Origin of the sequence: Streptomyces sp. NPDC052023 (genome assembly GCF_044548465.1) — a bacterium.
Taxonomy (GTDB): domain Bacteria; phylum Actinomycetota; class Actinomycetes; order Streptomycetales; family Streptomycetaceae; genus Streptomyces.
The window spans coordinates 172654-190973 of the sequence record NZ_JBIUBW010000014.1 but is presented as its reverse complement, the minus strand read 5'-3'; the positions used below and the strand labels follow the sequence as shown (position 1 = coordinate 190973).

At 73.3% G+C, this 18320-nt stretch carries 18 protein-coding genes and 2 pseudogenes; 12 read left to right on the top strand and 8 right to left on the bottom strand.

Annotation, left to right across the window (positions count from 1 at the left end; genetic code table 11):
* The 8 genes and pseudogenes from ACIHCM_RS26055 to ACIHCM_RS26020 all read left to right on the top strand — a co-directional run.
* Positions 1–453, top strand: a pseudogene (locus ACIHCM_RS26055) (glucose-6-phosphate isomerase); the annotation flags it as partial.
* Between the two features lie 6 nt (positions 454–459).
* A complete protein-coding gene (gnd, locus tag ACIHCM_RS26050; protein ID WP_399900324.1) occupies positions 460–1341 on the top strand; it encodes a phosphogluconate dehydrogenase (NAD(+)-dependent, decarboxylating) in 882 nt (293 codons plus the stop codon).
* Between the two features lie 6 nt (positions 1342–1347).
* Positions 1348–1935, top strand: a complete 588-nt coding sequence (locus ACIHCM_RS26045) for a histidine phosphatase family protein (protein WP_399900321.1) — start codon at positions 1348–1350, stop codon at positions 1933–1935.
* A gap of 46 nt (positions 1936–1981) precedes the next feature.
* Positions 1982–3445, top strand: a complete 1464-nt coding sequence (locus ACIHCM_RS26040) for a membrane-associated oxidoreductase (protein ID WP_399900318.1) — start codon at positions 1982–1984, stop codon at positions 3443–3445.
* 126 nt (positions 3446–3571) lie between these two features.
* Positions 3572–3943: a hypothetical protein gene (locus tag ACIHCM_RS26035; RefSeq protein WP_399900315.1), complete on the top strand. Its 372-nt coding sequence runs from the start codon at positions 3572–3574 to the stop codon at positions 3941–3943.
* A 129-nt stretch (positions 3944–4072) separates the two neighbouring features.
* Positions 4073–4636, top strand: a complete 564-nt coding sequence (locus ACIHCM_RS26030; protein WP_399900311.1) for a DUF2243 domain-containing protein — start codon at positions 4073–4075, stop codon at positions 4634–4636.
* On the top strand, positions 4636–5496 hold the full coding sequence (locus ACIHCM_RS26025; RefSeq protein WP_399900309.1) for a cytochrome c oxidase assembly protein: 861 nt from the start codon (positions 4636–4638) through the stop codon (positions 5494–5496). Before ACIHCM_RS26030 ends, ACIHCM_RS26025 begins: the two co-directional genes overlap by 1 nt.
* A 76-nt stretch (positions 5497–5572) precedes the next feature.
* Positions 5573–7090: an MFS transporter gene (locus ACIHCM_RS26020; RefSeq protein ID WP_399900306.1), complete on the top strand. Its 1518-nt coding sequence runs from the start codon at positions 5573–5575 to the stop codon at positions 7088–7090.
* A gap of 36 nt (positions 7091–7126) precedes the next feature.
* Here the strand turns inward: ACIHCM_RS26020 and ACIHCM_RS26015 are convergent, their stop codons facing one another.
* The gene (locus tag ACIHCM_RS26015; RefSeq protein WP_399900303.1) at positions 7127–7663 is read right to left on the bottom strand and encodes a hypothetical protein; all 537 of its coding nucleotides are present in this window, start codon (positions 7661–7663) and stop codon (positions 7127–7129) included.
* A 107-nt stretch (positions 7664–7770) separates the two neighbouring features.
* A complete protein-coding gene (locus ACIHCM_RS26010; protein ID WP_399900300.1) occupies positions 7771–8196 on the bottom strand; it encodes a PPOX class F420-dependent oxidoreductase in 426 nt (141 codons plus the stop codon).
* Between the two features lie 96 nt (positions 8197–8292).
* Between ACIHCM_RS26010 and ACIHCM_RS26005 the strand changes: the two genes are divergently transcribed.
* The 3 genes from ACIHCM_RS26005 (at position 8293) to ACIHCM_RS25995 (ending at position 11510) form a co-directional block, all read left to right on the top strand.
* The gene (locus tag ACIHCM_RS26005; RefSeq protein WP_399900297.1) at positions 8293–8871 is read left to right on the top strand and encodes a TetR/AcrR family transcriptional regulator; all 579 of its coding nucleotides are present in this window, start codon (positions 8293–8295) and stop codon (positions 8869–8871) included.
* Positions 8868–10208, top strand: a complete 1341-nt coding sequence (locus ACIHCM_RS26000) for an MFS transporter (protein ID WP_399900294.1) — start codon at positions 8868–8870, stop codon at positions 10206–10208. Before ACIHCM_RS26005 ends, ACIHCM_RS26000 begins: the two co-directional genes overlap by 4 nt.
* Positions 10209–10274: 66 nt before the next feature.
* Complete coding sequence (locus ACIHCM_RS25995) at positions 10275–11510, top strand: serine hydrolase domain-containing protein (protein ID WP_399900291.1); 1236 nt, start codon at positions 10275–10277, stop codon at positions 11508–11510.
* Here ACIHCM_RS25995 and ACIHCM_RS25990 read toward each other — a convergent pair.
* From ACIHCM_RS25990 to ribA, 4 genes are all read right to left on the bottom strand, one after another.
* Positions 11497–12645 (bottom strand): saccharopine dehydrogenase family protein, encoded by a 1149-nt coding sequence (locus ACIHCM_RS25990; protein ID WP_399900289.1) that lies wholly within the window; start codon positions 12643–12645, stop codon positions 11497–11499. The genes ACIHCM_RS25995 and ACIHCM_RS25990 overlap by 14 nt on opposite strands.
* Positions 12638–13699 (bottom strand): saccharopine dehydrogenase, encoded by a 1062-nt coding sequence (locus tag ACIHCM_RS25985; protein ID WP_399900286.1) that lies wholly within the window; start codon positions 13697–13699, stop codon positions 12638–12640. Before ACIHCM_RS25985 ends, ACIHCM_RS25990 begins: the two co-directional genes overlap by 8 nt.
* Positions 13696–14841 (bottom strand): NAD(P)/FAD-dependent oxidoreductase, encoded by a 1146-nt coding sequence (locus ACIHCM_RS25980; RefSeq protein ID WP_399900284.1) that lies wholly within the window; start codon positions 14839–14841, stop codon positions 13696–13698. The genes ACIHCM_RS25985 and ACIHCM_RS25980 overlap by 4 nt, the downstream gene beginning before the upstream one ends.
* Positions 14842–14938: 97 nt before the next feature.
* Positions 14939–15598 (bottom strand): GTP cyclohydrolase II, encoded by a 660-nt coding sequence (gene ribA, locus ACIHCM_RS25975; protein WP_393109158.1) that lies wholly within the window; start codon positions 15596–15598, stop codon positions 14939–14941.
* A 38-nt stretch (positions 15599–15636) separates the two neighbouring features.
* Here ribA and ACIHCM_RS25970 point away from each other — a divergent pair, with 38 nt between their 5' ends.
* The gene (locus tag ACIHCM_RS25970) at positions 15637–16410 is read left to right on the top strand and encodes a creatininase family protein (protein ID WP_399900280.1); all 774 of its coding nucleotides are present in this window, start codon (positions 15637–15639) and stop codon (positions 16408–16410) included.
* Between the two features lie 110 nt (positions 16411–16520).
* Here ACIHCM_RS25970 and ACIHCM_RS25965 read toward each other — a convergent pair.
* Positions 16521–17261 (bottom strand): annotated as a pseudogene (locus ACIHCM_RS25965) (YbhN family protein); the annotation flags it as partial.
* Positions 17262–17404: 143 nt separating this feature from the next.
* On the bottom strand, positions 17405–18320 hold a 916-nt coding region (locus ACIHCM_RS25960), incomplete at its 5' end, for an SAM-dependent methyltransferase (protein ID WP_399900277.1).

Below are 18320 nucleotides of genomic sequence, written 5' to 3'. Positions count from 1 at the left end.
ACCAAGCTGATCCCGGCGGACTTCGTCGGTTTCGCGCGTCCGGTGGCGGAGCTGAGCGAGGAGCTGAAGGCGCAGCACGATCTGCTGATGGCCAACTTCTTCGCGCAGACGCAGGCGCTGGCGTTCGGCAAGACGCCCCAGGAGGTGCGCGCGGAGGGCGTGCCGGAGGAGCTGGTGGCGCACAAGACGTTCCAGGGCAACCACCCCACGACCACGATCCTCGCGCGTGAGCTGACCCCGTCGGTGCTCGGCCAGCTGGTCGCCCTCTACGAGCACAAGGTGTTCGTGCAGGGCGCGGTGTGGAACATCGACTCCTTCGACCAGTGGGGCGTCGAGCTCGGCAAGGTCCTCGCCAAGCGCGTCGAACCCGCCCTGACCGAGGGCGCACACGTGCCCGGTCTCGACCCGTCCACGGCCGCGCTCGTGGCCGCCTACCGCGAATTGAGGAAGTGAGCTGACATGCAGATCGGTCTTGTTGGTCTGGGCAAGATGGGCGGCAACATGCGCGAGCGTCTGCGCAACGCCGGTCACGAGGTCGTCGGGTACGACACCAACCCCGAGCTCTCCGACGTGCAGAACCTGGTGGAACTCGCCGACCGGCTCCAGGCACCGCGCGTGATCTGGGTGATGGTCCCGGCCGGCGCCGTCACTCAGGGCGTCATCGACCAGCTGACGAGCGTGCTCAAGCCCGGTGACACCGTCATCGACGGCGGCAACTCCCGCTGGACGGACGACGAGAAGCACGCCGAGGAGCTCGGCAAGCACGGCATCCGGTTCGTCGACGCGGGTGTCTCGGGCGGTGTGTGGGGCCTGGAGAACGGCTACGCGCTGATGGTCGGCGGCGAGAAGGAGCACGTCGACCGGCTGAAGCCGATCTTCGACGCCCTCAAGCCGGACGGCCCGTACGGCTATGTCCACGCGGGCAAGGTGGGCGCGGGCCACTTCGCGAAGATGGTCCACAACGGCATCGAGTACGCCATGATGCAGGCCTACGCCGAGGGCTGGGAGCTGCTGGAGAAGGTCGACTCGGTCGACAACGTCCGCGAGGTGTTCCGCTCCTGGCAGGAGGGCACCGTCATCCGCTCCTGGCTGCTGGACCTCGCGGTGAAGGCGCTCGACGACGACCAGCACCTTCAGAAGCTGCGCGGGTACGCGGAGGACTCCGGCGAGGGCCGCTGGACCGTGGAGGCCGCGATCGACAACGCCGTGCCACTGCCCGCGATCACGGCGTCGCTCTTCGCGCGGTTCGCGTCCCGGCAGGACGACTCCCCGCAGATGAAGATGGTCGCCGCGCTGCGCAACCAGTTCGGCGGGCACGCCGTCGAGTCGGCCGAGAAGTAGCGGGCCGTGGGGGATCTGCTGCTGGTACGCCACGGTGAGACGGAGTGGAGCGTCACGGGACAGCACACCAGCTGGACCGACCTGCCCCTGACGGGGCACGGCGAGGAACAGGCCAAGTCCCTCGCTCCACTCCTGAGCGGCCGGGCCTTCGCCTCCGTGCTCACCAGCCCGCTGGGCCGTGCGACACGCACCGCCGAACTGGCGGGCCTGGCCGGGGCGACACCCGACCCCGACCTTCACGAATGGGACTACGGAGGCTACGAGGGAGTCACCACCCGGGAGATCCACCGCACCCGGCCCGACTGGAACCTGTGGACGGACGGGGTCCCGCCGGGCACGGAGGGCCATCCGGGCGAGTCACCGGCCGAGGTCGGCGCCCGGGCCGACCGGGTCCTCGCCCGGGTCGCGGACGCGCTCGGCGGAGGCGACGTGGTCCTCGTGGCGCACGCCCACTTCCTGCGCGTCCTGACGGCCCGCCGGCTCGGGCTGCCGCCCGCCGGCGGCGCGCTGTTCCAGCTGGCGACGGGGACGGTGAGCCGGCTGTCCACGGAACACGGCCGGCCAGTTGTCGCCGAGTGGAACACGCGGCCGTAGAAGCCCTGTTGACACCCGTGGTCCGGGCGGGTCAGAGTCGCCCGCGATGGAGATCGACAATCTGACACCGGCCGAACGACGGGTGTGGCAGGCCTTTCCGCGCGGGGAGTCCGTGGACTTCCGCAGCACGCAGGACGAGGACGCGGCAGCGGGGGCCGAGTGGGGACCGGAACGGACCGTCCGCGCGGAGGTGCTGAGGTCGCTGCTCCTCAACGCTCCGCAGGAGGCAGGTGAGATCGCCACCCTCAGCCTGGCGGGCGCCCGGATCACCGGCATGCTCGACCTCCAGTACGCCACGCTCGACCACCCGGCCCGTCTGCGCTCCTGCTACTTCGAGGAGGTGCCGCGTTTCTACGGCTGCCGGCTGCGCGAACTCAACCTGAGCGAGTCCGTCCTGCCCGGCCTGGTCTCCCACGGCGTGCACGTGGACGGCCTCCTGCGCATGACGCGGTCCCGGTTCCGGGGCGTGGTGCGGCTCGGTGGTGCCCAGATCGCCGGGAGCCTGTACCTGGAGGGCGTGCGGATCAGCGCGCCGGAGGCGGCGGAACCGGCGCTCCAGCTCAACCAGGTGACCGTGGGCGACGACCTGTGGGGCCCCGGGCTGCGGGTCGAGGGTGAGATACGGCTGAGCGGCGCCGACGTCGGCGGGTCGGTCAACCTCAACGAGGCCCGGCTGAGCCATCCCGAACACGCCGCGCTCGACGCCGAGACGCTCGGCGTCGGCGGCCATCTCCTGGTGCGCCACGCGCGCGTGCGGGGCTGGATCGGGCTGCGGGGCGCCCGGATCGGGGGGCGCCTGGATCTGTCGTACTCGCAGCTGTCGAACCCCGGCCATGCGACGCTGCGGGCGAGCAGCAGCACGATCGGCGAGCTCTGGCTGCGCAAGGGCCCGCCTGTGGAGGGCACACTCAACCTGCGGCGCGCCCAGCTCGAAGTCCTCTTCCTGGACCCGCAGATGCTGCCGGAGCGGGTCCTGCTCAACGGTCTCACCTACACCTCGCTCAATCCGCACGAGCCCGCCGAACGCCGGCTGCCCATGCTGGAGCGCGACGGCGACGGCTATGTGCCGCACGCCTACGAGCAGTTGACGGCCACCTATCAGCGCATCGGCGACGACCGTGCCGCCCGGGAGGTCCAGCTCGCCAAGCAGCGCCGCCATCGCGCCACGCTGCCCGTGATCGGGCGTCTATGGGGACACCTCCAGGAGGCCACCGTCGGCTACGGCTACCGGCCCCTGCGGGCCGCCGGCTGGCTGCTGTCGCTGCTCTGCGCCGGTTCCGTCCTCTACGCCCTGCACCACCCGCCCGCACTGAAGCCGTCCGAGGCACCCGAATTCAACCCCGTGTTCTACACGCTCGACCTGCTGCTGCCGGTGATCTCCTTCGGCCAGGAGCCCGCCTTCGCCCCGCGGGGCTGGTACCAGGCGCTGGCGTACGTCCTCGTCCTCACCGGCTGGATCCTGGCCACGACGGTCGCCGCGGGCGTGACCCGGATGATCAGCCGCCAGTGACCGTCGCGGCAGCCGGCGTCGGGTTCCGGCCGTTGTCAGTGCCCTGATGAAGAATGCCGCGCAGAGAGATCAACAACGGCCGTGCCGGGTAGTCGGTCTCGATCACCCACCCGCGAAAGGTCCCCGATGACGCCGCTCACCTCCGGCAACGCGTACGCCCCGCACGACCGCCGCCCGGCCCGGCCGGTCTCCGGTACCCGGATCTCCGCCCCGGACACCGCGCGCATCATCTCCGACCCGAGCACTCCGGTCTTCGTCACCGTGCAGGCCGACGGCCGCCGTCGCTACGGCTACTGGCGGCCCTACGACCCCACCACGGGCCAGGGCAGCTGTTACGTCGCCCTGCCCACCGACGAGTGCGACAGCCTCCACGCGGCAGGGCGGATCACTCTCGGCGAACCCGTCGTCGACCCTTCGAGGACGACCTACCGCGTCCGCGCCGCGCGCACCCCGGCCCGGCCCCTGCGGGCGCTGCCGGGTCGCGCGCTCGCGGCCTGACCGGAATCGGTGGGTCCGTAGCCCGGGCGGGCCAATCCGCGTGCGCCCGGGTGACTACGCCGTTCCGCATCCGGGAATCCAGCGCAGGCTGGGAGTTCTCACGCCGCAGAACGGGACGGAGACACGACGATGGCGACGATCGCAGACCGGGCAGGGACCGCTCAGGCACCGGCGAGCCTTCAGCTGCCGGGACTCGTACTGGGGGTCGGGCTCGGCGGCTTCCTCGACGGCATCCTGCTGCACCAGCTCCTCCAGTGGCACCACATGCTCTCCAGCACGGACACCGACAACGTGGGCGTGAAGTACTACGACCCGAAGACGGTTCCCGGTCTTCAGATGAACACCGTCTGGGACGGTGTCTTCCACACCGTGTGCTGGCTTTCGGTCCTGCTCGGCCTCGCCGTCCTGTACTCCCGGGTGACCCACGACCGCCGCCGCGTGTGGACCTCACGCGTCCTGTGGGGCTGGATCCTGGCCGGCTGGGGCCTGTTCAACCTCGTGGAGGGCGTCCTGGACCACCACGTCCTGGGCATCCACCACGTCTACGCGGGCGACGGCCAGACCTGGTGGGACATCGGCTTCCTGGTCCTGGGCGCGCTGCTCGTCGCCGGCGGGTGGCTGCTCCAGCGCGGCGGACGGCCCTTCGCCCCCGGCGACACCCCGGGAACCGGCCGGGCGCCGGGGACCGCCTGATGGAGCACGCTCCACACCCCGCGCAGGACCACGTGGCCGGCGGTGTCCTCGCGGTCCTGGTGCCCGCCCTCGCCCTGTTCCTGTGCGCCGGGGGCTACCTGTACCTGGCCCGCCGGGCCCGGCGCCGCAATCCGGTACGGGGCTGGAGCCGCTGGCGTACGGCCGCCTTCACGGCGGGGCTGGCCCTGCTCGCCGTGGCGCTGCTGCCGCCGACCGCGGCCCACGCCCACACCGACTTCCGGGTCCACATGACCCAGCACCTGCTCGTCGGCATGTACGCCCCGCTCGCCCTGATTCTCGGCGCTCCCCTCACGCTGCTGCTGCGCGTCCTTCCCGCGGCGTACGGCAGGCGGCTGTCGGACCTGCTGCACAGCCGCCCCGCCCGGACGTTCACGCACCCGGCCACCGCCTGGCTGCTGTCCACGGGCAGCCTCGTGCCGCTGTACTTCACCCCGCTGTACGACGTCCTCACGGCCCACCCGTCGGGGCACTGGCTGCTGCACGCACACTTCCTGCTGGCCGGCTGCCTCTTCGCCCACGTCGTCGCCGGTCCCGACCCCGCACCGGCCCGGCCCGGCGTGCGCGCCCGCCTGGTGTGGCTCGGCGCCGCGATCGCCGTGCACTCCGTCGTCTCGCAGATGATGTACGGCGGCCTGTGGTTCGACGTCCACGCGCCCGCCGCCGAGGTACGGACGGCGGCGGAGATCATGTACTACGGCGGTGACATCGCCGAACTCCTGCTCGCCGCGGCCCTCGTCTCGACGTGGCGCCCCGCGCCCCGCGCCCGCCTCGCGCCGCCCCGCCCGGCCAGACGTTCGCTCACGCGTCCTTCGGCCACCTGGCCGACCAGCGGGGCATGACGCGTGTGCCGGGGCCGCAGGCTGGTAACCCGCACGTCGGCATCGGTACGGCGGCAGGTGGTGGCGGCAGGGAGTGATGATGCGAGCGGAGACGGGCCCGCAAGGGGACGGCGGGGCGTCCCGGCCGACGGCCGACGAGGCTGATCCGCGGCGATGGAGCGCGCTGTGGGTCACGCTGGTGGCCGGCTTCATGAGCCTGCTGGACGTCACGATCGTCGCCGTGGCGCTGCCGTCGATGCAGCGCGACCTGCACGCCCCGGCCCCGGCGATCCAGTGGGTCGTCTCCGGATACGCCCTCTCCTTCGCCCTGGTCCTCGTCACGGCGGGCCGCATCGGTGACACCTTCGGCCGGCGGCGGATCTTCCTGATGGCCCTCGCCGGCTTCGTGGTCTGCAGCGCCTGCGCCGGTGCCGCCCCGTCCATCGTGCTGCTCGTCGTGGCCCGTGTCGCGCAGGGCCTGTGCGCGGGCTGCCTGGCACCGCAGAACTCCGCTCTCATCCAGCAGATGTTCCGCGGTGCCGAGCGGGGCCGGGCCTTCGGCCTGTTCGGCGCCACGGTCGGTGTCTCCAGCGCCGTCGGTCCGGTCGTCGGCGGACTGATCCTGGCCCTCGCGGACGGCCCCGGGGGCTGGCGGTGGATCTTCTACGTCAACGTGCCGGTCGGTGTGGTCGCGCTGGTCCTGGGGCTGCGACTGCTGCCGAGGACGGCGCCGGCCGGCGGTCAGCGGCTCGACCTGCCCGGCGTCGCGCTGCTGGGCGCGGGGGTGCTGGCGCTGATGCTCCCGCTGGTACTGGCGGAGTCGGCCGGTCTGCGCCGGCTGTGGTGGCTGTTCCCGGTCGGGGCGGCGCTCCTCTTCGCCTTCACCCGCTGGGAACGGCACGTCGCCGCGCGTCACGGTCAGCCGCTCCTCGATCCCCGCCTGGCCACCTCGACGCGCGGGTACGCCACGGGCGCCGCCATCGCCACGCTGTACTTCGTCGGATTCAGCGGGGTGTGGCTGGTGCTCGCGCTGTTCTTCCAGAACGGACTGGACTACTCACCGCTGGAATCCGGACTCGCCGTGACGCCGTTCGCCCTCGGTTCCGCCGTGGCGGCGGCGGTGGCGGGGCGGCTGGTGGAGCGGCTGGGGCGGCTGCTGACCGTGTGCGGCCTGGCGGCCGTCGTCGTGGGCCTGGGAGGGGCCGTGGCCGTCCTGCGGTGGGCGCCCGGCGACCTGGCCGTGTGGCTCCAGGCTCCGGCGCTGCTCCTCGGCGGGCTGGGCAGTGGCTGTGTGATCTCGCCCAACGTGACCATGACCCTGCGGGACGTGCCGGTACGGATGGCCGGTGCCGCGGGCGGTGCCCTGCAGACCGGGCAGCGCCTGGGCGGCGCCGTGGGTACGGCGGCGCTGCCCGGCCTCTTCTACCTGGCGCTCGGTGACGCCGGTCAGGCCCACTACCGCTCCGCCGTCGCGCTCGCGGTCGGCTGCGGCGTCCTGCCGATTCTGTGCGCGTTCGCCTTGGCCGTACGGGACTGGCAGCGTGACCACGAGCGGGACGGACGGGGGTGCCCCGACGAGATCTCGCACAGCCACACGCACGCCTGCCAGCCCTGAGAACGGCCGGCCCGCGCGCAGCCCCGCCCACGGCCGTCACGCCTGCTGGAAGATCTCCGTGGCCTGCCGGCGGCGCAGTTCCTCCAGTGTGGCCTGCTGGCGCTCGGCCCGTGCCAGCAAGTCGTCCAGCTGCCCCGCGTCGAGCCTGCCGTCGGTCTCGGCCACCTGGCGCAGGGTCTGCCAGGCGGCGGCCTTGCCCAGCACGCCGAGCCGCAGGATCTCCAGCTCCACCAGCGAGGTCAGCGGTGACCGGCCCACCAGGCGGCCGTTGCTCTTCAGCCGTCCCACCTTCTCCGCCGCCCAGGCCAGGGACACCTTGTAGTGCCGCACCGGTACGCCGAGCGTGTCCATGATCGCGAGCAGGCTCGCCCGGTCCTCGGTGATCTCCTCCGCGAGAGTGCGCAGGACCGGTCCCGAGGGCGATCCCTGGAGTGCGCCCGCCAGGGAGCGGGCCCGTTCCGTGCCCGCGGTGGCCCCTGCCAGGTGGTCGTTGAGATAGATGCCCAGCAGGTCGGCGCCGTCCGCGCCGGTGCCGTCCGTGGGTGCTTCGTCCGTACGCGGTTGGTCGTTCATGTGCCTCTCTTTTCGGGCGCGCGTTGCCTCAGCCGTACTGGCCGGTGGTGGCCGGCTCGCTGCGCCGAGTACCCACTTGCGCCCGGGACCGGCCCCACCCGGCCCGCTCAGCCCCGGGGAGCGCCGTAGGCACGCTCCACCCGGAGCCGGACGACGAGGCGGCGGTCGCGGACCATCGACGCGCGGTAGTCGTCCCAGTCGGGGTGCTCTCCGCCGATGTCACGGTAGAGGCGGACGAGTTCCTCGACCGTGTCGTCGTGCGGGTCCGCGGCGGCGGGCGTGAGGTCGGCCGTGCCGTCGACGACGGTGTAGGCCCAGCGGTCGGCGGTGGTCACGTGGTACGAGGCGCGCGGGTCGCGGCGCAGGTTGCGGGTCTTGGCGCGGTCGTCGGTGACCGAGATCCGGACGGTCCGCTCGTCGGGGTAGTAGGCGTGCACGACGTTCGACAACTGGGGCCGGCCGTCGCGCCGGAGGGTGACCAGCACCCCGCTGTGGCCTTCGGAGAGCAGCTTCAGCAGTGCGTCCTCGTTCATGACTCGCTCAACCTGTGCCTCGCGTCCCTGATTCCCCCGCGGAGGGGAGCATGACGCGAGATAGACAGTGTCTACGGGGGCTGGTAGACACCGTCCATGCGCGAGACTGAATCCGCCACCGGCCTGCGCTCCCGCCTCGTCGACGTGGGCGTCGACCTGGTGACCAGGGAGGGCGCCCAGGCGCTCACGCTGCGCGAGATCGCGCGCCGGGCCGGCGTCTCGCACGGGGCCCCGCGCCGCTACTTCCCCACCCACCTGGAACTGCTGTCGGCCATCGCGCGGCACGGCTACGCCGAACTGGCCGACCGCACACGCACGGCGACCGGCCGGGACCCGCGCGCACGGCTCACGCGGCTGTCGCGGGCCTATCTGGAGTTCGCGCTGGAGAAGCCCGGGATGTACGAGCTGATGTTCCGCCACGACCTGCTGGAAAGCGGCCACCTGGGCCTGCGGGACACCAGTCTGCCCCTGTTCGGCGTCCTGGTGGAGCTGGTCGGCCAGGTCCGTCCCGGCGCCGACGCCCGGGCGGTCGCCGGAGCACTGTGGGCACAACTCCACGGCATCGCGCAGCTGTGGAGCTGGGGCGGCCTCCAACTGGCCACCGGCACCGACGACTTCACGCCGCTGCTGCACGCCGCACTGGACGCCCACCTCGGCCCCGCGGCCGAGCGGTGACCCCCCGGCTCGCGCTGGTGAGCAGCGTGACCGGTGCCGTGCTCGTCGCCCTCGACGGCACGGTGCTGACCATCGCGCAGCCCACCCTGCAGCGGGACCTGGGCGCGTCCTTCGCGCAGGTCCAGTGGACCAGCACCGGCTATCTGATCGCCGTGGCCGCCCTGCTGGTGTTCGCCGGGCGCCTCGGCGACCGGTACGGCCACCGGCGCCCGTACGCCCTCGGCATGCTCGGTTTCGGCGCCACGTCGGCCGGTATCGGTGTCGAGGCCGACGTCGGCTGGGTGATCGGCCTGCGGGTCGCGCAGGGCGTCTTCGGCGCGCTGCTGCAGCCCGCCACCCTCGGCATGCTGCGCGCCGCGTTCCCGCCCGACCGGCTGCGCACGCCGCTCGCCGTGCGGACCGCCGCCATCGGGCTGGCCGCCGCCGCGGGCCCGGTCGCCGGAGGGGCGCTCGTGCACGCCTTCGGGTGGCGGGCCGTGTTCTTCCTCAACGTCGGCCCGGCGCTGGTGCTGGGCGCGCTCGCGCTCAGGGGAGGCGTACCGCCCCGGCGCGTCCGGGTCGGCGGGCTGGACCTCCCGGGAGCGCTGCTGCTCGCGCTGACCCTGGCCTGCCTCGTGCACGCCCTGGTCACCCGGACGGCCCCGACCGGCGTCGTGGCGGCCGTCGCCGCCGTGGCGTTCGTGTGTCATGAGCGCCGTACCGCACAGCCGCTCGTGCCGTCCGGCGTCATCGGCTCGCCTCCCGTCGCCACCGCGCTCGGCGTGCTCACGGCGGCGTCCGCGGCGCTGTCGGGCACGCTCTTCGCCGGCACCTACGTCCTGCAGCGCGACCTCGGCCTCGATCCGCTGCGCAGCGCCCTGCTCTGCCTGCCGCTCGCGGTGCTGATGGTGGCGGCGGCGCCGCTGTGCGCGGTACTGCTGCGCCGGGCGGGCGCCCGCCGCACCACCGTGGCGGCGATGACCGTCCTCGCCTTCGGCGTCCTCGTCCTCGCCGCCGCCACCGGCCCGCTCCTCCTCGGCGCCGGCTTCGCTCTGCTCGGCGCCGGCTTCGGCACGGTCATGGTGGCCGGCACCCATGTCGTCGTACGGCAGGCCCCCGTGGAGTCGGCCGGGGTGGCGGGCGGTCTGCAGCAGACCGCGATGAGCGTCGGGCCGGTGTCCGGTGTGGCGGTGGCCACGACGCTCATGGACGCGGGCCCGGCGCCGCTGCTCGTCCTCGCCGGTCTCGCCGCCACCGGTGCGGTGGCGGCGCTGCTGCTGCCGGCCGGGACGAAGCACCCGGCTCCGGCACATCCCGATCATCCTGCCGGCCCTTCGCGCATTCCTGCGCGACGATGAGGTCTGAGGGCGCGCGGGCGGGGTATCTCCGATCCCACCTCGAGGAACGAAAGCGGAGGTAGGGCGATGGCACTGCTGCGGCAAGAGGTGGACCCGCACGACGTCGGGCTGGACGGGAAGGCGCTGGACCGCATCGACCAGCACTTCGCCCCCTACGTGGACGAGGGCAGACTGCCCGGGTACCTCGTCTCCGTGGCGCGTGCCGGGCGCGTCGCGCATCTCACCGCGCACGGCCACCGTGACATCGCCGCCGGACTGCCCGTCGAGCCCGACACGCTGTGGCGGATCTACTCGATGACCAAGCCGTTCACCGCGGTCGCCGCGCTGATGCTGGTGGAGGAGGGCCGGCTGTCCCTGGACGACCCCGTCGCCCGCCATCTGCCGGCCTTCGCCGACGCGCGGGTCTACGAGAGCGGCTCCGGCGCGGACACCCGGACCCGCCCGGCCGCCGGGCCGATGCTGATCCGGCACCTGATGACCCACACGTCAGGGCTGACCTTCGGCTTCTACCACACCCACCCCGTCGACGCCCTCTACCGTGAGGCCGGTCTGGAGTCGTCGGTGCCGCCGGGCGCGGACCTCGCCGAGACGATCGACGTGTACGCGAGCCTGCCGCTGCAGTTCGAGCCGGGCACCCAGTGGAACTACTCGGTCGCCAGCAACGTACTCGGCCGGGTGATCGAGGTGGTGTCCGGGCAGCCGCTCGACGTGCACCTCGCGGAGCGGATCTTCGCCCCCCTCGGGATGCCGGACGCCGGATTCGAGGTCGGCGCCGGGCAGGAGGCCCGGCTGGCGGAGATGTACGGGGAGAAGGCGGACGGCACCGGCATCGAGCCGATCCCGGGGCTGCCGCTGCACGGGCGGCCGCGGTTCCTGTCGGGCAGTGGCGGCATGGTCGCGGGCGCGTACGACATGCACCGCTTCATGGAACTGCTGCGCCGGCGCGGCGAACTCGACGGGGTGCGCCTGCTCACCCCCCGGACGGTGGAGATGATGACCACCAACCAGCTGCCCGGCGGGGCCGACCTGCGCGCCTTCGGCAGCCGCCCGGCCCACGACGAGCCCGGCAACGACGGCGTCGGGTTCGGCCTGGGCGTCTCCGTGGTGATCGACCCGGACCGCACCCTGGCCCCCGCCGGTCTCGGCACCTTCGGCTGGACCGGGGTGGCGACCACGACGTTCTGGGTCGACCCGGGCCGGGACGTGACGGTGCAGTTCATGACGCAGGTGCGGCCGCGCACCTCGCACACCATGTTCCGCGACCTCAAGCGGCTGGTCCACGAGGCGATCACGGACGCGTGAACGGGATCCCCGCATCCGTGAGTTCGTCCAGCCACTCCCCGGACCGGGCCGCCGTCCCGGCGGCCCGGCTGAGACCCGGCGGCAGCGAGCCGTCCAGGACGTGCCGCACGCCCACCGCCAGCGGGCGCGAGACGCACCGGGCCATCGCGCTCTCCTGCTCGTCCCCCTCCAGGTCGAGGAGGTGGCCGCCCGACCAGGTCCGGCCCGCCGCACCCCGGACGTCCAGCCGGACGGCGAGCACGACCCGGTCCCGGTCGGCGGCGGTGGTCGGGTACCGCCGCGCCAACTCGGCTGCCAGCGCGCCGATCCGGGCGTCGTCCCCGGCCCGGAGCTCCTCGAACACCGCCGTCCAGGCCCGCAGCCAGCCTTCCAGCCGCGCAGTGCCCCGCACGAAGGTGCGCGGCGTCCAGGCGGGCGGCAGCTCGTACTGGGCGATGAAGGGCACGCTGTCCCGGTTGGGGTAGACCTCGAAGGTCTCGCCGCCCACGGTGTGCGGCCGCGTGGCCTCCCACGGCCGCTCCGCGACCCTCTCCTCCCCGTCCTCGATGTAACGGGCGGGAGTGCGCAGCGCGTTCAGGACCCCGGCGGGCGCCCAGCTGAAGCGGTACCGGAAGTCGTTCGGCACCGCCGGTACGCCCCCGCAGTACGACGTGAAGTGGTACGACGCCGGGTCCGACTCGCCGATCGCCGCGCGCGCCCGGGCCACCAGGCTGTGCGCGAAGAGGTGGTCGATCCCCGGGTCCAGTCCCGCCTCGGTGAGCACCACGAGACCGGCCCGGGTGGCCGCCCGCACCTGGTCGAGCACCGCTTCGGACACATAGCTGGAGCAGGCGAAATGAGCGTTCCCGGCGACGCAGGCCGCGAGCAGCCCGGCGTGTTCGGGCGCGGGCAGCATCGATACGACGACGTCGCCGGGCGTCAGTTCGGCGGTGAGCGCGGGCAGTGTGTACGCGCGGGGCTCCGCGCGGCCGGTGAGGCCGAGCCGGTCCAGGGCCCCGGCGGCGCGGTCCTGCGTGCGGTGCCACAGCCGGACCCGCTCGGCAGTGTCGCACAGCATGACGAGACCGCTGCCGGTGGACAGCCCGGCGCCGATCCAGTGGACGGTGCCGCTCGCGGGAACACGCTCGTCAGTCACCCCGGGATTCCCCTTCCATGACGGCCGTTTCACGGATCGCCGTGAGAAACCGCTCACGGCAGCGCCCCCACGCCCCGCCCGTGTGGAAGTCGAGCAACTGGGGGGTGAGCGCCGCCGAGAAGTCCGCGCTGGACTCCCTGGGCAGCAGGGACGGCAGATTGTCGATGGCGATCAGGTCGAGTCGCGGCTCCTTGCGCAGCCGCCGGACGGGCTCGGCCCAGTCGGTGACGTGGTCGTACACCGGCAGGACGTTGAGCGGCGAGCCGACGTCGCAGGTGACGTCGCAGACCGTGCGCAGCCGCCGGCCGGGGTCGTCGAGGTCCCGCTCGCGCAGGAACGGCGGGACCGGGGTGGTGGCGAGCACGGCGTTGACCAGGACGTCATGGGCCAGCAGGGCCGGGCGGTCCAGGGCGCGCGTCTCGGCGAGGTCCCAGCAGGTGGGCTCGACCCCGGCGGCCCGGAGGGCGACACGGGCGCCCCGGCCGCTGCGGCCCAGGGCGCCGATGACGAGCGCCCTGAGGTCCGCGTCCCCGGCGGCGGGGCGAAGGACCTGGTCCAGTTCCTCCTTGCCCGTGGGAACCAGGGGTGCGGTGAGCCGCCCCCGGTGCTGCAGGACGGCGAGGGCGGCGCCCAGGTATCCCGCCCAGAAGCCGAACGCGGCCAGGCGCCGCCCGTGGTCGTCGACCAGGTACTCCAGGTCGAGGAGGGTCCCGCCGCCGGCGGTGAAGCGCCGCAGCAGACCGGCCGCGCCGGGCTGGCTCTTGTAGGCGTGGCCGAAGAAGATGTGCCGGTGGGTCAGCGCGTAGGGCTGTTCGGGAAGTTCCTTCAGGCCGAGGATGACGGTGTCCGCGGGCGCCGACGCCCAGGAGACCGGGGCCGCGACCCGGCAGCCCGCCGCCTCGTACTCCTCGACGGGAAACACCCGCTGGGGTGAGTCCTCGACCGTCACGGTGACCCCGCTCCCGGTCAGCCGGCCGGCGTCGGCGGGCACGATCGGCGTGCGGCGTTCGGTTCGGCGGGTCTCGTGGCGCAGCCACAGGTGCAGCTCGGTCATACGAGGTTGGCCTCCGGGCGCGGGGCGCCGGCCGCGAAGCGGTCGGCGTTCAGGGGGCGGACGTCCACGAAGGGTACGCGGCCGAGATACAGGTCGCGGACGACCTCGCCGACGGCCGGGCCCTGCAGGAAGCCGTGGCCGGAGAAGCCGGTCGCGTACAGGAAGCGGGACGGTGAAGAGGCCTCACCGATCAGGGCGTTGTGGTCCGGGGTGATCTCGTACAGGCCCGCCCAGCCGCCGGTGCGGCGCAGCTCGAGCAGGGCGGGGGCGCGCCGGCCCATGGCCTCGCACAGGCCGGGGAGCCAGCGGTCGTGGGTGCCGGTGGCGAAGCCCGGGGTCTCGTCCGGGTCGGACATGCCGAGGAGCAGGCCGGGGCCCTCGGCGTGGAAGTACAGGCTGGTGCCGAAGTCGATGGTCATGGGCAGGGCCGGCGGGAGGCCGGGGACCGGCTCGGTGACCGCGATCTGGCGGCGCAGCGGCGTGACCGGCAGGTCGACGCCGACCGTCGCGGCGACCTGCCCCGACCAGGCGCCGGCCGCACAGATCACCGTGTCGGTGGCGATCCGGCCCCGGCTGGTCATGACGGCGGTGATGGTGTCGCCGCGCAGTTCGATGCCGGTGACCTCGCAGTGCCGCAGGACGGTCGCCCCATGGCGGCGGGCGGTGGCCGCGTAGCCCTGGACGACGGCCTCGGGGGTGCAGTGGCCGTCGTCGGGCGAGTACGCGGCGGCCAGCAGCCCCTCCGTGGTGATCAGCGGCGACAGGCGGCGCGCCTCGGCCGGGTCGGTCAGGCGGCTGGGCACGCCCAGGTCGTTCTGCAATCGCACGCTCGCCTCGAACGCGGCGACCTCCTCCGCGGTCGCCAGCAGGAAGAGGTAGCCGACCCGGTGCAGGCCGATGTCGTACCCGGTGTCCTGCTCGAAGCGCGCGAACGCCTCCAGGCTGCGCGCGCCGAGCTGGATGTTGAGCTCGTCGGAGAACTGCGCCCGCACCCCGCCGGCCGCCTTCGAGGTGGAGCCGGAGGCGAGTTCGCCGCGCTCGGCAAGGACGACGTCGGGGACGCCGGCGCGGGCGAGGTGGCAGGCGATGCTGGTGCCCATCACGCCGCCGCCGATGACGACGACCGAGGCTCGTTCCACCACGCGGCGCTCCTTTTCGGCGGGGGTCGCCCCGGCCCGGTCGCCGGGGCTGCTCTCCCGTATCCCCCTTCAGTCCCGTCAGGACACTTCCCGCTCCGGGTCAGGACCAGTGCGCGACCGCGTCCAGGTGCGGCAGATGGTGGTCCAGCCGCTCGCGCTTGGTGCGCAGATACGTGATGTTGTTCTCGCACGGCGGGATCAGCAGGGGCACCTGCTCGGCGACCGTGATGCCGTGCCGCAGGAGGGCCTCGCGCTTGCGCGGGTTGTTCGACATCAGCCGCACGGACGACACCCCGAGATCGCGCAGGATCTCCGCGGCGACGCCGTAGTCACGGGCGTCCACCGGCAGACCGAGCGCCAGATTGGCCTCAACGGTGTCCAGGCCCTCCGCCTGCAGGGCCATCGCGCGCAGCTTGGCGAGCAGGCCGATGCCGCGGCCCTCGTGCCCTCTCAAGTAGACGACCACGCCGCGTCCTTCGGCGGCGACGGCCCGCAGAGCCGAGGCGAGCTGGTCGCCGCACTCGCAGTGCTGGGAGCCGAAGGCATCACCGGTGAGGCACTCCGAGTGCAGCCGGGTGAGCACGTCCTCGGTGCCGATGTCGCCATACACCAGGGCCACTTGTTCGTCGCCGCGGTCGTGGTCGAGGTAGCCGACCGCCTGGAATGGGCCGTACACCGTGGGCAGTGGCGCATTCACGATGCGTTCCACGCCGGTGCGCTGCGCCGGCTTCTTGCCTATCACGCCGATGTTTTCTGTCATGATCTGGTTCCTAAGCAGAGACGAAAGGCCGTGAAGAAATGAGTGGTTCGGAAATACCGCCGGCGGGATCCGGCGCGGTGCGGCACGGCCTGGTGCCCGGGGACACCACGGAGGACGTACGGACGCGGGGCGCCGGCGTCTCACGGCAGGTCGCCGTCCTTCCCGTGGGCAGTTTCGAACAGCACGGGCCGTTCCTTCCGTTGGCGACCGACACGCTCGTCGCCTGCGCCGTCGCGCGGGAGATCGCCGACACGTACCCGGTGCACCTCCTTCCTCCGGTGACGATCTCCTGCTCGCACGAGCACGCGGCCTGGCCGGGGACCGTCAGCATCTCCTCCGTGACCCTGCACGCCGTGGTACGGGACATAGCCGAGTCGCTCCGCCGGTCGGGTGTCGAGGCGCTGGTCCTCGTCAACGGGCACGGGGGAAACTATGTCCTGGGAAACGTCGTTCAGGAATCCTCCGCGCGTGGCGAGCGAATGGCGCTGTTCCCGGCCACGGAGGACTGGGAGACGGCGCGGGAGCGGGCCGGGGTGCACACCTCGCTGCTCACCGACATGCACGCGGGGGAAATCGAGACCTCCATCCTTCTGCACACTCATCCGGAATTGATCAGGCCCGGTCATGAGAGCGCCGATTTCGTCGCGGACGATCGGCGTCATCTGCTCGGCCTGGGTATGTCCGCCTATACCGATTCGGGCGTCATAGGCCGTCCTTCGCTGGGCGATGCGGAAAAGGGGAAGGCGTTGCTGGCGAGCCTGGCGGAATCGTTCGGGGCGCATTTCTCGCTGCTGCTGGGCGACCCGGAGTAGCCCGGACGGCATCGCGGGGCGGTGCGCCGGCGGGCCACCAGGACGAGGACGCCGGGCAGGCTCGCCACGAGGCTCAGCACGCCGTACACCACCGCGACGGCCAGCCCGTTGCCCGCGCCGAGCCCGGCGGCGCCGAACGCCCAAGCGGTGACGCCCTCGCGCGGGCCCCACCCGCCGACGTTGAGCGGCAGGCTCATCGCGAGCAGCGCGAGCACCGCGAGCGGCAGCAGTACGGCGAAGGAGGCGTCGCTGCCGGTGACCCGGGCGGCGAGCAGGAACATCGCCACGTACCCCGCGAGGACGACGACGGACGAGCCGATGACGCCGGGCCCGTTGCGGCGGGACAGCAGGGCCTCGCGCGCCTCGTCCAGGAGGGCGCTGCGACGACGGAGGGCGGCCGGGGTCCGGTTCATGCGCACGGCGAGCAGAATCGCGAGGGTGCCGGCCGCGGCGAACATCAGCAGCGGCACGACGTGCCGGGTCCCGGCGAGCACCGGGGACGGCACGATCAGCAGGACCGCGCCTCCCACGACGGCCAGCACGACCTGCCCGGCGGTCCGTTCCAGGACGACCGAGCGGACACCGCGCCCGAGGTCGCCGGTGCTCTGCCCATGCCGTACCGCCCGGTGCACATCGCCGAGGACGCCGCCGGGGAGGGCGGCGTTGAGGAACAGGGCGCGGTAGTAGTCGGCCAGCGCCGGTCCCAGCGGGAGCCTGACATGGAGGCCGCGCGCCACCAGCTGCCAGCGCCAGGCGCTGAACGCGGTGGTGACCAGGCCGATGCCGAGGGCCGCCAGCAGCGTGAGCGCGTCGATCCGGCGCAGGCCGTCCAGCAGGACGCCGGTGCCCATGCGCCACAGCAGAACGGCGAGGATGGCGGCGCCGGCGAAGGTGCCGAGACGGGAGCGCAGGGCGCCGGCGGTGAGCCGGGCACGGGGGCGCGGGGGGACGTGGTCCGCCCTTGCCGCCGTGGGGGCGCTCACCGTCGGGGCGCTCATGACGCTCCGCCGGCCGGGCGGGCCAGCGCCAGGAGGTCGCTGTGGTGCACGGTGACACGCAACTCGCCTGCCGCGCAGGCCGCGAGACGGGCGGCGAGGTACTTCCCGGCCCGCTCCGCCAGTTCGGGGCGCTCCTCCACGGCCGCGCCGACCCAGCCGCGCAGCCACTGGGCGGTCAGTTCGGCCTCGCCGGGGCCGAGGCGCCAGGGGCTGGGCTGCACGTGCACGGTCGCGCCGCGTTCGGCGAAGGCTTCGCAGGCCACCGTGACCGCCTCCGGGCCGAGCAGGCCGCCCCGGCGCTGGTGGGCGTTGAACGCCTCGGTGATCTGCGCGTCGAGCGGGTCGCCCGGGGTGAGTTCGACGCGGCCGGCCACGGAGAGGGTCAGCAGCGCGGGGCAGCCGGCGCCGGTGCAGGCGTCGGCGAGGGTGTCGATCTCCTCTCCGGTGAGGACGTCGAGCAGTGCGGAGGCGGTGACCAGGGAGGCACCGGCGAGGGCGTCCGGGGTGAGGCGGGCGATGTCACCGCGCCGTGTCTCGACGGTGACGCGGCTGCCGTCGGCCCCGGACCGCGGGGAGGCGGCGGCGGCGAAGTGCAGCAGGTAGGGGTCGCGGTCGTGCAGGATCCAGTGCTGGGGGCCGTCGAGCCGGGGCGCGAGCCACCGCCCCATCGAGCCGGTGCCACAGCCCAGGTCGTGCACCACGATCCCGCCGGCCCGCACCGGCAGATTGGCCAGCCGGATCCGCAGCGGATCGAGCAGGTCGTGCGCCCGGGCGGCCGCGTCGGCGGGTTCCCGCAACTCCAGCCACTCGGGGGCGTACCGCGGCTGGTCCTCGCCGGGTCCGGACTCCCGCAGCCGTACCGTGGGCCGCTCCCCGGGGCGGGGGCCGGCGGGGCCGGCGCCGGGGATGACG

Coding starts and splice junctions, on each gene's coding strand:
- ACIHCM_RS26040 (WP_399900318.1), top strand. CDS start 1,982: ATGGAGATCGACAATCTGACACCGGCCGAACGACGGGTGTGGCAGGCC.
- ACIHCM_RS25985 (WP_399900286.1), bottom strand. CDS start 13,699: ATGACCGAGCTGCACCTGTGGCTGCGCCACGAGACCCGCCGAACCGAA.
- ACIHCM_RS26035 (WP_399900315.1), top strand. CDS start 3,572: ATGACGCCGCTCACCTCCGGCAACGCGTACGCCCCGCACGACCGCCGC.
- ACIHCM_RS26030 (WP_399900311.1), top strand. CDS start 4,073: ATGGCGACGATCGCAGACCGGGCAGGGACCGCTCAGGCACCGGCGAGC.
- gnd (WP_399900324.1), top strand. CDS start 460: ATGCAGATCGGTCTTGTTGGTCTGGGCAAGATGGGCGGCAACATGCGC.
- ACIHCM_RS26020 (WP_399900306.1), top strand. CDS start 5,573: ATGATGCGAGCGGAGACGGGCCCGCAAGGGGACGGCGGGGCGTCCCGG.
- ACIHCM_RS26025 (WP_399900309.1), top strand. CDS start 4,636: ATGGAGCACGCTCCACACCCCGCGCAGGACCACGTGGCCGGCGGTGTC.
- ACIHCM_RS26015 (WP_399900303.1), bottom strand. CDS start 7,663: ATGAACGACCAACCGCGTACGGACGAAGCACCCACGGACGGCACCGGC.
- ACIHCM_RS26010 (WP_399900300.1), bottom strand. CDS start 8,196: ATGAACGAGGACGCACTGCTGAAGCTGCTCTCCGAAGGCCACAGCGGG.
- ACIHCM_RS25970 (WP_399900280.1), top strand. CDS start 15,637: ATGAGTGGTTCGGAAATACCGCCGGCGGGATCCGGCGCGGTGCGGCAC.
- ACIHCM_RS26005 (WP_399900297.1), top strand. CDS start 8,293: ATGCGCGAGACTGAATCCGCCACCGGCCTGCGCTCCCGCCTCGTCGAC.
- ACIHCM_RS25995 (WP_399900291.1), top strand. CDS start 10,275: ATGGCACTGCTGCGGCAAGAGGTGGACCCGCACGACGTCGGGCTGGAC.
- ribA (WP_393109158.1), bottom strand. CDS start 15,598: ATGACAGAAAACATCGGCGTGATAGGCAAGAAGCCGGCGCAGCGCACC.